The organism is Pedobacter psychrodurus (assembly GCF_004331735.1).
GTDB lineage: Bacteria > Bacteroidota > Bacteroidia > Sphingobacteriales > Sphingobacteriaceae > Pedobacter > Pedobacter psychrodurus.
In genome coordinates this window covers 152,623-169,532 of the sequence record NZ_SJSO01000007.1, presented here as the reverse complement: position 1 = coordinate 169,532, position 16,910 = coordinate 152,623, and the positions used below count along the sequence as shown (strand labels likewise).

8 protein-coding genes are annotated in these 16,910 nt (G+C 38.9%); all 8 read right to left on the bottom strand.

From position 1 onward, the window contains the following. Positions 1 to 324: 324 nt before the first annotated feature. The 8 genes from EZ456_RS10750 to EZ456_RS10715 all read right to left on the bottom strand — a co-directional run bounded on the left by EZ456_RS10750 (position 325) and on the right by EZ456_RS10715 (position 16,875). Positions 325 to 2,535: an alpha-galactosidase gene (locus tag EZ456_RS10750; protein ID WP_131529983.1), complete on the bottom strand. Its 2,211-nt coding sequence runs from the start codon at positions 2,533 to 2,535 to the stop codon at positions 325 to 327. 53 nt (positions 2,536 to 2,588) lie between these two features. Further along, positions 2,589 to 4,631, bottom strand: coding sequence for an alpha-amylase family protein (locus EZ456_RS10745; protein ID WP_131529981.1), 2,043 nt, complete (start codon positions 4,629 to 4,631; stop codon positions 2,589 to 2,591). 7 nt (positions 4,632 to 4,638) lie between these two features. Further along, positions 4,639 to 6,972: a glycoside hydrolase family 95 protein gene (locus EZ456_RS10740; RefSeq protein ID WP_131529979.1), complete on the bottom strand. Its 2,334-nt coding sequence runs from the start codon at positions 6,970 to 6,972 to the stop codon at positions 4,639 to 4,641. A gap of 216 nt (positions 6,973 to 7,188) precedes the next feature. Beyond that, positions 7,189 to 8,409, bottom strand: a complete 1,221-nt coding sequence (locus EZ456_RS10735; protein WP_131529977.1) for a DUF4998 domain-containing protein — start codon at positions 8,407 to 8,409, stop codon at positions 7,189 to 7,191. Between the two features lie 35 nt (positions 8,410 to 8,444). Then, positions 8,445 to 9,680, bottom strand: a complete 1,236-nt coding sequence (locus tag EZ456_RS10730) for a DUF5000 domain-containing lipoprotein (RefSeq protein WP_225876517.1) — start codon at positions 9,678 to 9,680, stop codon at positions 8,445 to 8,447. 101 nt (positions 9,681 to 9,781) lie between these two features. Further along, on the bottom strand, positions 9,782 to 11,713 hold the full coding sequence (locus EZ456_RS10725) for a RagB/SusD family nutrient uptake outer membrane protein (protein WP_165501297.1): 1,932 nt from the start codon (positions 11,711 to 11,713) through the stop codon (positions 9,782 to 9,784). Further along, a complete protein-coding gene (locus tag EZ456_RS10720) occupies positions 11,713 to 14,964 on the bottom strand; it encodes a SusC/RagA family TonB-linked outer membrane protein (RefSeq protein ID WP_225876516.1) in 3,252 nt (1,083 codons plus the stop codon). The genes EZ456_RS10725 and EZ456_RS10720 overlap by 1 nt, the downstream gene beginning before the upstream one ends. A gap of 888 nt (positions 14,965 to 15,852) precedes the next feature. Beyond that, on the bottom strand, positions 15,853 to 16,875 hold the full coding sequence (locus tag EZ456_RS10715; RefSeq protein ID WP_131529975.1) for a winged helix-turn-helix domain-containing protein: 1,023 nt from the start codon (positions 16,873 to 16,875) through the stop codon (positions 15,853 to 15,855). Between the last annotated feature and the right edge of the window lie 35 nt (positions 16,876 to 16,910).

The following is a 16,910-nucleotide window of genomic DNA, read 5'->3' as shown; positions in this document are numbered from 1 at the left end:
AATGGGTTGTCTATAGGCTCATTTGTCATCCTGAGCGGAGTCGAAGGATTTTTAAGGCCGAATTCTGCTCGAAATAAGTCAGCGTCTCAAACCACAGGCGTCATTCCCGTGAAAACGGGAATCTTAACACGCTTTACAGATTCCCAATCGAGTTGGGAATGACGATGCAGCCCCAAACTTAACGAAGATAAGGAGAAGCCTTCAGCTGACAGCCTGCCCCGACTTTCTGGGAAGCAATCTAAAAGATAGATTAATAACAATCGCTTTAAGATTGCTTCGTCGTTACTCCTCGCAATGATGGACTATATTTAATGGCAAAGCGTACTATTTCACCTCTTCTAATTTTAGCACCACACTGGTTCTCGTGGTATTAAGATTAGGATTAAAGCCCACCTTCTTCAAGAAATCACCAGTGTAAGTTTTAGTACCCTCTATCGATGATTTTGTACCTGGATAAAGGTTGATTTCTTTAATCTGGTATTTCTTTGTTGCATCTAAACCATTCAATTTAATCGGATACTTACTCTTTTCGTCATAACGGTAATTCACCAGATAATTAAATATTACGCCTTCTGTTTTTTGTTCATTTACATATAACATCGATGCGATGCTACCGGTACGCGGATCGGCCAAACGGTATTGTTCGCCTTGCCAGATAATCTGTTTTACATCATTATAATTTTTAATGGCTTCCTGACAGAACTGAAGTTCCTTTTCCGGTAGCTTGCTTACCACAATATCAAAACCCAGCTTGCCCATCATGGCTACATCAGTGCGGAATTTTATGGGCTGTTTGCCCCAATCCGTTACATGGTTAGAACTGCTAATGGCCGGATAAAAGTATGAATACTCCCATTGCATAAATATGCGTTCTAAGGGATCGGTATTATCACTCGGCCAAAACTCTGTAAAATACTGTAAAGCAGCATAATCTACCCTACCACCGCCACCAGAACATAACATCATTGGCACCGTTGGATATTTTGCACGGATTCTTTGCAATACACTATACAATCCCCTTACATAATCGATGTAAAAATGAGATTGATTTTTTAGATGCGCAGAGTATGCATTGTAAATTACAGCATTACAGTCCCATTTAATATAAGCCAGTTTCGGATTTTTAGTAAACAGACCATCCACCACACCGAAAACAAAATCCTGTACTTTTGGATTACTCAGATCGAGTTCCAATTGGTTTCTAAAATAGTACTCGGGCCTGTTTGGCTGTTTCACCACCCAATCAGGATGTTTTTCATAAAGTTCACTTTTCGGGCTAACCATTTCCGGTTCTATCCATATGCCGAATCTGGTTCCTACTTTATCGGCCTCTTTTACCAAAGAGGATATTCCGTTTGGCAATTTCTTCTTATTCTCCTGCCAATCGCCAAGCCCGGCATGATCATCGTTACGCGGATATTTGTTCCCGAACCAACCATCATCAAGCAAAAATAAATCGACACCCAGTTTTTTGGTATCTTTTAATAAATCGGCCAGCTTTTGCTCATTAAAATCGAAATAAGTTGCCTCCCAGTTATTCAAGAGGGTTAACCTACTGCCTTTACCATCTAATATTTTATAGTTGCGTGCCCAATCTTGCAATTTTCTACTGGCATCGCCTTTTCCCTGGTCAGAAAAGGTGTACAAAAAAGCAGGGGTTGTAAAAATTTCACCTGCTTTTAAGCTATAGGGCGAAGTATAATTGTTCATTCCGGCAATAATGCGGAGGTTATCCTGGTAATCCAGCTCCAGATCGATCTTAAAATTACCACTCCATTCCATCGCTCCATACAAAACATTGCCTTCATTTTCTTCAGCAGGTTTATCTAACGAAATCATAAAAACAGAAGGTTGAAACAAATTTGCCCTCGTACCCAATTTGCTATCCAAAGTTTTAATGCCATGGGTAATTTCACTTTGTTCAGGCTGCATTTCCTTCGCCCAATCGCCATGGTATTGGTTTAACCAAAACCGTGGCGATTTTAAGTGCAGATTGGCTGATGCATATTTATGTAATACCACCGTCCCCTTTTCAGCATGTTTAATTTCAGTCCATTGCTCTATTACATCCTGCTTATAAAAAGACTTATAGAACAGGGTTACCTCAAAATTATAAACGGGATCTTTTAACCTGATTTTAAGTAAACTCACATTATCATCAATAGCCGTAACCGTATGGTCAACATATTTCAGATCTAACGAGTTATTGCCATCGGTATGGGTAACGCTAATAGCTGGCTCTACCAGGTTTCTTGATCCAGACGGTGTATACACCGAATTTAGCTGTCCGGTGTAATCTTCAGTCTGTTTGTACTGACTGCTAACCTGTGCGTATTCCTGTTTATTGGCAAGCTTTTTTCCAAAAAAAATGGTGTTTACATCTTTCTTCACATCGGCCTGTAATACTAGCGCATTGTGTGCTGTTTCAATAGGAATAATGGCTTGGGCCTTAATATTTCCAATGGTAAAAAGTGAAATAGCAAAGGTTAATGCCCCCTGCCTGATGTAGCCTCCAATTTGATCTGATTTGTTCATTTGTGTTTTCAATGTTAATCGGGTAATGTTTATAGGTATCGGTTGATTTAAATTTATTTTTTAAGTGTTATTTTAATCATAGTGGCATCTTTTCCTGCTAAATTTAAAGCCTGGTTATTTTTTAAATTTTCTATTTTCTGGCTGAGTAAATTTTGACAGTTGTACACTTCTTCTTTATTTAAACCGATCCTCGAAAAGTCGAGCGTAAAAGATTTTGCTTCATCGCTATAATTAAATATGGCGAGATATTTTACACTTCCTACCTGTTTTACGAAGAGTTGTGAGGCCAGTTTACCCTTATTCCCTTCTACAGGAGCGAATGCTTTGCCATCCTGCAAAACCTTAAGCATTTCGGTATTATTCAGTAAACGCTGAGCAGTGCTACTCCATTTGCCATGACGGGAAAAATCATCGCCACTGATGCAGCTACCCGTAACGATTGCCGATAGAAACCTTGATGTATTTTCCTGGTCGGATTGATCAGAGAATACCACATGATCGGCATCAATATAATCGTAAAGGTAGGTTTGCCACCAGCCATTACTTACGCTGTTTAAGGTATACTCTGTATCTTTTATCGATTTAAATGCATCGCAGGCTATTCTGCGCATGTGTACATACCGTCCAGAAGCTAAACTTGGCGAGATGGCCGCATAAACCAACATTTTACCATCGAGCTGTTTTAATAAAAACTCCATGCCAGCCTTATAAGCTTGCATCCCTGTTGTGATCTTTGGGTCGCAAAAGTGATCAGATTCTATCGCTGCGTGACCTAAGAAATCTATTTTAATCATTTCGAAACCGCATTCTTTAAACTTTTTGATTACCGTGGTAATGCGCTGCTGTGTACCTGGATGTGTTGGGTCTAAAGCCCTTGCTCCATCTATATCATGGTATCCTGAACCGACTTTTGTCCACATTGTACCAAAGGTATAAAAACTACCATCTGCTACACGCTTTCCGCCAGCCGCAAAACCCCAATCAACAAAAGGTGCCCAATAGATGCCAGGTTTTAATCCTTTTGATTTCGCATGATCGGCAAAGGCTTTTAGTTTGGAATAGTCGCCATGCAAACCACCATTTAACAGGTTATCCCAGTAAGAATCGAGATCAATAAAAGCTACGCCTCCACTTCTGAAACTTTTTAAGCTATCTGCGAAAAAATCAGTTACCTGGTTTGCTTTTTCGAGCGTAATTTTATCCTGCATCACCCCCCAGCTATTCCAGCCCACTGGAGTTCCGGCTGTCCATTTAAAAATAATAGGCGGTTCTGCTATCCGGTTGGCCCGTGCATAGCTTTCCATACCCGAACGCCAATCGTCAAAAGCACCAAAAAACACTTTAGCAGAATTGATCGTATTTCCCTTTAAATAACCATGTTCAATTTTATCGCGGGTAATGCTTTCTTTAGTATAACCACAAATGGCCTGTATACCTATTTTTTTCTCGCCATCCATGGCGGTAATGATGCCTGTTTTCCAGTTACTGTGTTCTATAGATCCGATTACAAAACCATTTCTGGATTGATCATGATATAAAGCCGTAACCTCTGCGCTTGGATTGCTTGTGTTGGCATTTAAAGGAACAGCATTGTAAGAAATAAAGGTATCGTTATCAAAGGGAACGAACAAACTGGTGGGTGTTTCTGAAGTCTCATAGTCGATTAGGTTTCCGTTTAAAGGCACCATGTGGTTAATGGATAAATTAGCACCTTTCAGCGTAATCCCCACCATAAAATAATCTTTACCCGAGTAGGTATAAAATACTTGTTGCATATTCGGCAAACCATCTTTTTTTAATAGGAAAACATGTTTAAAACCATTCCCAAAACCATCTTTAATTGCTGATTTGGTGTAGCTAATCTGTTTATAATCTTTCGAACTGAACAGTTTTTTCTGGAATTCGGCCTGCGAAAAACCATTCAATAACAGTTGGACGGCTCCATCGGAGACATTAAAGGTGCCCATATTAAGGTTATAATCTATTTTCCCCGCTTTACCATAATTGATTATAATTGCTGATGCAGACCGCTCTGCAAATAAGAGGATGAGCAAAATAAAGAATAACTTATACCTGAATAAAAATTTAAAAACCATGTATTTATTAAAGTTTAGTCGACATTATTTCGGTTAATTTTCCATTTATTTTTAGCTTCACCTTTTGTGGTATGGCCGAAGCAATTCTGTAATTTATAATTTTGCCATCTTTCCAGTTCATATCAACTGTAAAGTTACCTCTTGCTTTTAAACCTTTAATTTCGCCAAAAGCCTTCCAGGCATCAGGAATAGCAGGTAGCAGTTCGATAAAACCATCATGACTTTGGATCAGCATTTCTGCAATAGCTGCGGATGCGCCAAAATTACCATCAATCTGAAACGGTGGCCCAGCTGATAACATATTCGGATAAACACCTCCACCAGCGCCATAATTAATATCAGTTCTTAGGGTAGGTTTTAAAATCTCTCTAAACAGTTTAAAAGCCCTATTTCCATCCTGTAGCCTTGCCCAAAATAACTGTTTATAAGCAATTGACCAACTTGGGCCATCATCTCCCCTTACTTCAAGGGTTTTCTTTGCTGCCTCCGCAAGTGCGGGAGTAGATGTTGGCGTAATTAATCCGGCAGGATAAACCCCATATAAATGTGAGATGTGGCGGTGCTGTGGATCGGTTTCTTTATAATCTTCCAGCCATTCCTGTATACGGCCGTCTTTACTGATTACGCCCACTGGAGGAATAGACTTTAATTTCTCCTGTATTGATACGCTAAACGCAGCATCAGTTTTAAGCAGTTTAGCAGCTATAATTACATTGTTAAAAAGTTCTCTCACAATCTGGTTATCGATAGTTGGCCCCATCGAAATACTGGCTGTTTTTCCGTTTTGAAGGTAGAAAGTATTCTCTGGCGATACCGACGGCGAAGTAACCAACCAACCCGTTTTTGGATCTTTAATTAACACACTTTGATAAAATGCGGCTGATCCTTTCAAGATCGGATAAATGCTTTTCAGGTATTTTAAATCACGACTGTAGGCAAAATGATCCCATAGATTGCTGCATAACCAGCCGGATCCTGCATTTGATGCTCCCCATGAAGCACTTTCGCCAGGCTCAGTAAACCCCCAAACATTTGTAATGACGTGGGCAATCCATCCATCGGCATTATAATATGCTTTTGCCGTTTTTGCACCCGGCCCAGTTAAATTTCTTACCAATTCAGCCAGTGGAAGGTTTAACTCCGAAAGGTTAGCAGGCTCAATAGCCCAATGGTTCATCTGTACATTTACATCTAAATGGTAATCGCCATTCCATGGGGTATTGATCTGGTTTGCCCATAAACCCTGAAGATTTGGCGGCAATAGCCCAACCCTAGTACTGCTAATGCTTAAATATCGACCGAACTGAAAAAACAAGGCACTTAATGAAACATCATTTTTGTAATCTTTATAGAAACGGTCTAACCTTACATCTGTAGGCAATTTGGCAGCTTCGCCTTCTCCTAAATTGATTTTTAACCTATTAAAAAGTTTACCAAAGTTTGAGGTGTGATTTGCAAGTTCCAAACTATAGGCCTTCTTTTTTGCTTCTTGTAAGGTCCGTTTTACCCTGGCTTCAAAATCGGCATATTTAAAATCGGTTTCTGCAGCAACGTAAATAATAATTTCTGTTGCATTTTTAACTTTAAGCACATTTCCTTCACTGGTAACCGTACCATCGGTGAGTTTAGTGCTCACACGGCTCTGGTATTTCATTCCTTTACCATCAGTTCCGTTATCCAATTGACCAAACATCAACAGTTCATTGCCTTCGCTAGCTAATGTTACTTTTTCTGATCGGCTGATGGAAATATTACAATTCAACTTTTTAGGTTGATCGGCGGTGATGCGGATGATATTTACATCATCATCAAAACTGCAGAAATACTCTCTTTTGTACTTTACTCCATTGAGCGTAAATTCTGCAAGAGCAACGGCTCTATCCAGTGATAAGGATCTTTTATAGGCCTGTGTACTCAAATCTTTTACACCTGGATAATCAAAATCTAACTGCAGATTTCCTAATGTTTGGTATTTGCCCCAATTTGCACCACCCGATCCCTGCCCTTTACAAACAAAATCGCGGTTAACCAACTCCTGTGCTTCATCGTTTTTACCCTCCAATATGAGCTGCCTAATTTTAGGTAAACTTTTATGCGCCTCGTAATTGTTGGCATCTTGTTTCCCACCGCTCCATAAAGTGATATCGTTCAGTACAATATTCTCCCTGCTAATGCCACCATCTGGCGTCATGCCCAGTTTACCATTACCTAAGGGAAGGGTTTCTTCCCAAATTTTGGCAGGTTTATCGTACCACAATGTTAAAGGCTTTTGCTGGGCAGCGGTATTTTTACTGAAAAAGAAAGAAAATAGAATAATAGTGATTATGTGCTTAATATACATAGTTTCATTTGTGTGTTGTTGTACTATATAAATTGAATTCAATTATTATAGTGTCGTCATCTCGACTGGAACGTAGTGGAATGGAGAGATCTATCTCGATAGATTTAGCTTCGCTGAGCACTTCGTGGTTCTCGGCTGCGCTGCACTCCGCTCGAAATGACGATCGCGTGCGGCTTTTCATCTCCATATTAATCGAATCCAATTACATCAAAAAGATTACTGTTTATTCCAGAATCTGATTTCGCTCATATTGCTATAATTTCCATCACCAGTAGTTACATGTTTAATCCGAATGCGAATATAACGAATTGGTTTTCCTGCATTGTCCAGTTCAGCAGTGATTGCATTCTTGCCATCATCAGTTCTGGTTACATCTTTTAAAAGTGCCCATCCTTTGCTTGTTGCTTCAGCTGGCCAACCATTATTACTTGCTGATAAGGTAGTTGTGGCATTGGTTAAATCGGCTGTTCCCCAAACTTCAAAACGATCTGGATTATTACAACAGTCTCTACCTGTTTCTTCAATACGTGATAAATTGGTATATACTTTACCTAAATCGAAGGTTATTACATGTGGCATTCCGCTGTCGCCTGCACTGTGAAAAATATTTGGATAACCCTGTGGTCCCACGCTTCCATCCCAAAGTTTACTGATACTGGTACCCGATTCGTAGGTTGGTGCATCGCCTGGCAAACGCACTTCGCTAAAAAGCGAACGATCGCAAAGCACATAAGTAAAAATTTTTGGGAAGGTAGAAAAATCGGCTACCGAAAATACATCCAGCGATCCTTTACCCGGAATATAAGAAGATTTATAGCCAATATCGGTTCCTGCTTTATAATTTGTAAGTGTAATAGCCGTATCTGCTGGTAAAAGTATTTTATCTACACTTGTACCTGCTGTATTGGTATACCTGATTACCGTATTTACGTTGATGGTATCGGGAGTTTTAAAATTTAGCTGAACAGAACCATTGCTGTTTACTACATATGGTGTGGTGGCATTGTAAGGCCTGTTCAATAATCCAGATTGATACAAAGGGCCAAAAACCCGCACGTTTCTAGCCTCTATCGGGATAGATTTATGCCCCTGAGCATCGTACGAATAAATGGTAAAAGTGTAGGTATATTCGCTCAAATTCGGAATAACCACTTTTATCGTATCTGTAGGATTATGACTGCTAGCGGTAACTACAACCGAATCGGCGTTGTTATTCCAATAAACCACATATTTGCTTACGCTTGGATCTGGACTTGGATTCCACCACAAAGCGGTTCTTAGATTGCCCGGTTTGGTTACAATATTGGCTACACGGCCAGGATAAACAATCTCGCCATCCTTTAAATAATCTTTAAAAGCAAGATCGTCTTTGGTACAGCTAATAATTACGGTAACCAACAGCAATAGCAGACCACCAATTTTATATATACTTTTCATATTTGAAAATTTATCTTTTTTATTAATCTTACCTATTACTTCGGGTCGCCGTAAAAAGCCATTTCCATGGCGTGGGCAAATGTACCGTTAGACCATGTGGTGCTTACCGACAAACGGATGTAGCGAACTTTAGGATTTGTTAGCGGAAAATTGAAACTTACACCAGCCTTTACAAAGTCGTTATCTGCAGTGGTATGCGCTACCGGTGCTAAGCCCGAAGGTGGATTTGGATAATTATAATTACCCATGTTTATCCAATCGCCTATAACAGTACCAACCGGTGCAGATAATGGCAGTTGCGCATCGCGTGGAACAGCTACATCGGAACCCCATATGGAGAATACCTTTGGATTTCCATGCCCGTAAGCAAACTTATCGGAGCCATCGGGCCTTTCCCATAGAATAAACCGGCTTAACTTTGCACTAATCCCCAAACCAAATGTTGCTATTGCAGGCATTGCACCACCTGGAGCAGTGTGCCATCCGTTCGAGTTACCGTCTGTTTTGCCATCCCATAAATAAGGAAGATCCCAGCCATAGGCAATTATCCCATCAGATGGAAGCCTGTACTGAAAAAACTTACCTCTATCCAATAGGGTTTCAAAAAATGGGGTAACGGTTTTATAGGTCGTATCAGAAATATTTCCAAAATTATCAGTTACATAATAACCGATCTTTTTAGCAACTGGCGCATAGCCCCTAACTGAATAATCGAAGATTTCGGTTTTGCCGTAATGCTGATCAATTACATCAGAAGTATTGTTATCGCCAACATTTAAAAGAATTATACCCAGATTGTTTTTTAAAGGATTCGTCCCTGTAATTTTTATACCTCCAAAATCAGCTTCAGCATTAATGGTTGGCTTTAATAGCAGGTATGGTGGCGTATCCGGATTTACTTTTACGGTAACAGGATCAGACTTAACCTCTGCCCTGCTTACAGCATACAAAGTAACATCATAACCCTGTTTCTTTGCAAAGCCATCTACCATAATAGAATCGGAATAATAACTCGATTTCGTTTCTCTTGTAGTTACCCCGTTTATTTTATATTGTGCCAATACATACAAAAGATTTTTTGAGTTTGGCAAAGAATAGGTAATATATGCGCCGCCATTAAAATTATCAACTTTAATATTGGTTACCACCCCAGGCTTGGTCATATCTGAAGAAGCTGGATCGTTATAGGTTTCCATTTTTTTGCAGGCAGCCAGGCTCACCAAAACAGAAACGATAAAGATTAGGTAAATACTATTTTTAATATTTTTCATCATTTTGAATTTATTTTCAATGGTGATGAAGCGATGATGCAGGTGAATAAAAATTATTGCTTATGCCACGCATCATGGTTTCATTTCTTAAATATTTTAAACTACCAATAAGGATTTTGAACTAAGTTTGGATTTACAACCAGATCGTAGCTTTTAATTGGCCATAAATAATCTTTTAAACCAAACACTGGAATAAATTGTGTAGTTGGACGGTAGTAATTCACTGCTTCTGCATTGTTTATACTCCAGCCTTGTATCGGATTATTTAAAACCGCCTGAAGTTCTTTCCATCTTCTTAAATCCCAACCGCTCTGGCCTTCAAAACAAAGCTCAATTCTTCTTTCCTGGTGAATAATCTGTCGTAACCCTTCTTTAGTATTAAATTTATTCGGATTTTTGGCGAAATTTGTCCACGAGGCTTGTACACCCTGTAAACCAGCTCTTTGCCTTACTTTATCTACATAAGTAAACACTTCTGCAGTAGGTCCATTCACTTCATTTAATGCTTCTGCATATAGTAGGTATAAACCTGCCAATCTGATCAGTGGCAAACGGAAGGCTGATGGTTGAAAACCATCATCATAAACAGATGCATAACTCACCAGTTTCTTAGGCCAATAACCTGTAATATTTAACCTGATATTATCACTTGGCGCCGCAAATCCACTACCCCTTGCTGATACGTAATACAAAGGATTGGCCGGGTCGTCCTGATTATTTCTTCCATTTCCAAACCAAATACCTCCATCAAAAGCAATATCTGCATAAAAACGGGTTTCGCGGGCAAAATGGCCTTTTATTGTTTCGTACCCTTGCTGAATGTAATACCTGCTTGCATTGTCGCCAACTTTAATGGTATTCCTGCCGGCATAATCCCAGGTTTTATCTTCACTAATGGGCACACCATTAACCGTATAAAAAAGCTCTTGTGTACTTATTGGAGCAGAAAAAGTAGAAGGATTGGAAAAATTATTAACGGCAGATTTTGCAGTAAGTCTTGGCGTTGCAAACCCTTGATAGTTAAATTCAGGATTTGATGCCCATATGATTTCCGAATTCAATTCCCACCTTTCTGTTACAGCATTCTGTACATCTAATTCTCTTTTTAACGAATCGGATAATTTGCCAACTGTTGATGGCGAATTGAAAGTATACAATTTAATCCCTTGTGCCTCGGCAGCGGTAATGGCAATTTTTGCGGCCTCAGCAGCTTTATTCCATTTTTGCGCATCGTAAGCCGCAGGAAAAAGGCTAACACCATCTTTATCTTTAAAACTCACATAATCAGGATTACCGTTAAAAAGTGGGCTTGCCGCCGTGGTTAATACCTCAGCCTTTACCGATAACGCAATCACACTGGTTACCCTACCTAATTCAGTTGCCTGACTTGTAATAATTGCAGGTAAATCGGGAATCGCCTCATCTAATAGGGAAATGATATAATCTACCGTTTCATTTACCGGGGCTCTTTTTATTCTTACCTCATCAGTGGTACTGTTTATGGCTAAATTGGTTTTAATCAGCGGTATTGGGCCATACATTTTAAATAACACATAATGATAATAGGCCTTTAAAAATTTAGTTTCTGCTGTCCAGCGTTTCTTTTCTGTAGCACCTAAATCAATAGGCTTATCGATATTTTCGAGCATAATGTTACAGATCCTGATGGAGCGCCAAAGACTATAACTTCCTTCTTCGCCATCCCAAGTGTTTAACCCTGGTTTTGCAGCAGTTTGTGTTCCCCTTAATAAATTAAAGCCTGTTCGGTTAAAACCTTGAAAATTATCAAGTGTATTCGAGTAAATCAGCTCTGATGATGTGGTAAAACTTGGATTTGAGGCCATATCATTCATCCGTTGCAGATAGGCATAACACGAGTACAGGTAGTTTTCGGCCTCATTTCTGTTTCTAAATGCATAATCAAGCGTACCAATATCATCAGGCGTTACATCCAGATACTTTTTACAGGATACAAAGCTGCAAAGCATTAAAACAATGCAACTGTATTTGAAATATTTTTTTATCGTTTTCATTATAAGGTTACGTTAAGACCAACATTGAATACCTTTTGTATTGGATAGGCAAAGCCGTTTCCACCTTGCTCTGGGTCCCACATTTTAAAAGGGCTCCAGGTAAGCAGATTTAGCCCGTTGAAATAAATTCTGCAAGAGTTCAGCTTTATTTTAGTAGAAATGCGCTGAGGCAGGGTATATCCAAATTCTACAGATTTCAACCGCATCAAACGTCCATTTCTCATCCACCAGGTACTGGTTTGTGCATTATTTTCTAAATCCGCAGCATTAACAGCAAGCCTTGGATAAAGTGCATACAAATTCTGGTTTTCTGGCGACCAGTGATTATCTGCAAAATCTTTCAGCAATTGAGTATTGCCTAAAATATATTGCTGATTACTAGGAACAAAAGGACTTACCTTGGTTGGATCGATAAAGAAGGTCATCCTATCCTGTCCGGTAAAAAAGGCAGAAAGATCGAAACCTTTGTATGATGAACTGAAACCAAAGCCATATACCACTTCAGGAGATTGCGGGAAACCGATATAAGCCTTATCAGCATCATCAATTCTACCATCGTTATTTAAATCGCGGTACTTAATATCGCCAGCCCGTGGTGCTTTACCATTTGCAGAGAAAATCTGTGTTGGCGAGTTTTGTACTTCTTTATCATCAACAAACAAGCGCTCGGCAATGTAACCAAAGTTTCTGCTGATGGGTTGGCCTGTGGTGTAACGGTAAGACTCGGCCCATTGGGGTTCTTCGTAGTTAATGTATTTGTTTTTGGCGAAAGTTAAATTAGAGCGTACAGCGAAAGAAAATGCATTCACATTAAACTTATAATCTAACGATAAATCAATTCCTCTCGATCTGGCTTCACCAACATTTGCCCCTACATTGGCTTCTAAACCAAGTGTGGTAGGCAGGTTGGCACGGCCCATATAAATGTCGTAGCGATAATTATTATATACTTCGGCAATTAAATTTAAGTTTTTGAAAAGTGTAGCTTCAAGTGCTAAATTGGTTTGTTGTGATGTTTCCCAGGTAACATCTTTATTTTCATAGTTATTTATGAATACTCCACTGCGGTTAGAAGCGCCATTAAACCCAAATTGCGCATAATTTCCGCCTCCGTTTAAATTCACTTCTGAGATATAGAAGAAACGTTGTGCACCAATGGCATCGTTACCCACAATACCGTAGCTACCTCTTAATTTTAAGCGATTAACCACATTGGCGATTCCACCAGTCCAAAATTTCTCATTAGAAAGTACCCATCCGGCACCAATGGTTGGAAAAAAGCCAAAACGATGGTCTTCCGAAAACCTTTCAGATCCATTATAGCCGAAATTAGATTCTAAAAAGTACCTGCTTTTATACGAATAGGTTAATCGTCCGGCTAAACCCAAATTCCGGTAAGGGAGCGAATTCTGCAACGAACTAGCGTTACTGTAAACGGTTTGTTGTGCCGTACCAATTAATGTTCCGCTAACATTGTGATTACCGAAAGCTTTATCGTAATTAACTGATGCCTGTGCATATAAAAAAGTATTGATATTGGTATTACCTGGATTATACGACAGGTATTCTTGCGCAATATTTGGTGCGCCACCCGTTACCGATGAATTAAGCCAGTTTAAAACATAAGTATTGCTTTGCTTATCGTAAGAACCAATATTATAATAAAATGGAGAATATGCCCTTTGCGAATCGAAATAAGAGTACCTGTTGGTGCTAAAAATAGATTTAAATGAAAGGCCTTCGGTAAAGAAATCTAACTTTTGATTTACTTCAAACTGTGCCGACATGCGCGATTCAGATGAATTTTTATGTCCTCGTAACATCGCAGCGTAAGGGTTGTTATCCAAAATACTGTTTACACCTGCTCCACCTCTATTTCCAAAGAGAATATGTTGCGCATTTTGATTGGCGGCATCGGCTGGATAAAACGCAGGAAAGGAAACCGGACTGGTATGTACAGCAATATTATATAAGTCGGTCGAAAAACCACCATCTGTTGCCAAAGGGCCATTATATTCACTAAAATTACCCGACAGGCGAACTACCATTTCGGTTGTTTTACTTAAATCGATATTAATGTTAGAGCGTAATTGGTAATTGCGGAATTTCACATTATTATCGTTGTTATTCCGTTCATCCTCTTTAAGTATACCATTATCTAAATTGTAAGAACCTGCAATATAATAGCGGGCAACGCCGCCACCACCACTAATGCCGATATTAGCCCGTTGTGTACTGGTACGTTTTTTAAACAACATATCTAGCCAATCTACAGCAGGATAAACGTATTCATTATAACCAGGACTTTTGTTTATTGTAGCCTGAGTATTAATAATCTGGTTAGGTGTAAACATGGGGTCCATGCCTCTGCCAATCGAAGCTTCGTTAAAAAGCCTCATGTAGGTAATTGGATCAGCAAGTTGCAGGCTCTTTACCGATTGAGAAGCAGAATTCTCTAATCGGAAGCTTATTTTGGCTTTGCCTTCTTTACCGGATTTAGTGCTGACTAAAATTACTCCATTTGCACCCCTCGCGCCATATAATGCGGTAGCACTTGCATCTTTCAAGATAGAAAAGCTTTCAATATCATCAACTTGTAAGCGAGCCAGATCAGATGCAGTAAGCTCTACGTTATCGATTAAAATAAGTGGGTCTTGTTTATAGCCAAAAGTAGTTACCCCTCGGATAAAAAACTGCGAGTTATCCTGCCCAGGCTGTCCGCTACGCTGGTAACCGATTACACCTGCTATTTGGCCCGAAAGGGCATTGGTAAGGTTACTCGATGGTATTTTAAGGTTACCTACTTTTACAGTTGTAACCGAACCTACCAATGCTTCCTTACGTTGTTTTTGTCCTAAAGCGGTAATAACGATCTCTTCAGATAGCATATTTTCTTCAGTTAATTTAATGTTAAGCACATTAGCTGCACCAACTGTTGCCCTTTGCTCTCTGTATCCTACATAAGAAAATCTAAGTATTTCTCCTGCTGTTACATCAAGTACAAACTTTCCGTTATTATCGGTCTGCGTACCTACATTAACCTTATTTATAACTGCTACAGTTACGCCCGGCAGCCCTACCCCAAGTGTATCTGTAACCTTACCCGTAATGGTTTTCTTTCCCGTTTGAGAAAAACCTTTGTTGGGCATAAAAATCAGGAAAAATACAAGAATCGAACCCGTCAATACCATTGCATTTCTTAACCTGTTGGACACCGATAAGTGTCCACAAAACAAAAATAATTGCTTCATTTGCTAATTAGCTTTTAAATGAGTGAATTAAAACTATTTAAGATAGATGTTTAGACAGCTTGTTAATGCCCATGATGATCTCGTAGATCTGCTGGTCGCCATTTAGCGATCATAAAAGAAGGAAATTGCTTTCCCATAAAGTAATTTGTAAAATTTCTCATATTGTTGGGTTATTTGGTTAGTGAAAATGTAATCGGGGTTGGAGCCAGTATCAACTCATTTACTTTGTTTCACATTTTATTAAGAGAAACTAAGCGCTGGTAAGCAAGTAAATCAGCATTTTATCCTATCCTACCCTATCCTACTATTTTCAAATACAATTATAAACAAAAAATTTAATATTCCAACTTTCTAAAAATAAATCATTTAAGAATAATTAGTAGGATTACGCAGACATACGAGCAGCATGGAAAAGAACCTGCATCCTCAGTATTTATCAAGGAAAATACTTTAAGCTAAGAAGCTGCCTAAAAAGGACAATTAATTTTAATGTAATTTAGCTGGATTCTTAATGTTTTGGAAATGAACGGTTCAGCTATCTTGGAGGTCTTCAGTCCCGCTCATCGTTCCTTCCGATGAATCCTGATATAAAATCGGGAGGAACCACTGCGAACTGGTTTATTAACAAAGTTTGTATGCTTTAGCAACATATCAGGAACAAGCCACTAGGTTATAAACCTGACAGGAACGGCAGCCTCCGATTTCTTCTATCGGAGCTAAAGTGGATGGCAGGGCTACAAAGGCCAAGAACTACAGCACGTTCGTTTTCAAATCAAAAATAGCTCTTAATGTAAATTTAGATCGCTTCTAAGTTTTTGAGTAAGTAATGTATCACTAAGAACCATGAACAGCTTGAATTTGAGAATAGCTGTTGTTATAAAGTTTGCACTAAAGTGAATTCCTTCTGATTAGTTTATTCTCCATGATATGTTTAATGGGTTTTAAGCTGAGTACAAATTCTGCAGCCAAACGGCCCATATGCGCAAAATCGATTGAAAATGTGGTAATCCCGTCAAATATGATCTCTTTAACGTTATCATCGTTATGCGAAAGAATACCTAAATCTTTACCCACCTTTAAGCCTTTAACCTTGGCATCTTTTAACATTTCCCAAAGTTCGAGGTTGTGGATTGTAAAATAAACTTTACCAGGTGCAATACTACCAGATTCATAACTGTTTTTAATTATGCCATTAACCTTAAACTCTTTTACGAAACGTTTAAACGAAACCAGCACTTCGTTAGGTTCAGCAGACGATGGTTTAAAAAAGAAAACAAACTCAGAAAATTCTTTTATCCGGGGTGCCAACTGCAAAAAAGCATTGTATGAAGCTTTCTCAAACTCCTGAACAATGTATGAATATTCGCCTTTCAAAGCTACGTAGCGATCCACAATGAGTAGTTTTTCTTTTGGCAACTGCTCTAATATTTCTTTGGCTTCGTTACTTTCTATCGGTGCAATAACATACAAACCATATTGGCCTTTATTGCTGTTGATGATCGATTCGAAAACATTGAAATTATTGTGGTGGAAATACACATCAACCTGGATATTCTCGCCCAAATGATCGCGGAAATTCTGATAAAAGGTTTCCTGAAAAGTATCAAAAGCATAAATTAATAAACAAACTTTAAGGTGCTGTTCGGTATCATCAGTAGCTACAAAATAGCCCCTTCTGTTTTTCGACTCTAAAATCCCGCGACTTATTAATTCTTTATAAGCTTTGCCAATGGTTTCTTTAGCAAAGCCGGTTTCCCTCATCATCTCATTAACCGAAGGTAGAATATCTCCCTTGGCAATCAATTTATGATTTAAGCCATTGATGATTCCCTGTACAAGCTGTTCGTGCTTCGAGAAAGAATTTATGATGCTCAAATCCTTGATTTCATTGAACAGCTTTTCCTTATTCATGCAGCTCCATTTAGTATATATTCGATTTATTTTAA

Excerpts from the sequence above, each read along its gene's own strand:
- EZ456_RS10750 (WP_131529983.1), bottom strand. The coding sequence starts at position 2,535 with ATGAACAAATCAGATCAAATTGGAGGCTACATCAGGCAGGGGGCATTA.
- EZ456_RS10745 (WP_131529981.1), bottom strand. The coding sequence starts at position 4,631 with ATGGTTTTTAAATTTTTATTCAGGTATAAGTTATTCTTTATTTTGCTC.
- EZ456_RS10740 (WP_131529979.1), bottom strand. The coding sequence starts at position 6,972 with ATGTATATTAAGCACATAATCACTATTATTCTATTTTCTTTCTTTTTC.
- EZ456_RS10735 (WP_131529977.1), bottom strand. The coding sequence starts at position 8,409 with ATGAAAAGTATATATAAAATTGGTGGTCTGCTATTGCTGTTGGTTACC.
- EZ456_RS10730 (WP_225876517.1), bottom strand. The coding sequence starts at position 9,680 with ATGAAAAATATTAAAAATAGTATTTACCTAATCTTTATCGTTTCTGTT.
- EZ456_RS10725 (WP_165501297.1), bottom strand. The coding sequence starts at position 11,713 with ATGAAAACGATAAAAAAATATTTCAAATACAGTTGCATTGTTTTAATG.
- EZ456_RS10720 (WP_225876516.1), bottom strand. The coding sequence starts at position 14,964 with ATGAAGCAATTATTTTTGTTTTGTGGACACTTATCGGTGTCCAACAGG.
- EZ456_RS10715 (WP_131529975.1), bottom strand. The coding sequence starts at position 16,875 with ATGAATAAGGAAAAGCTGTTCAATGAAATCAAGGATTTGAGCATCATA.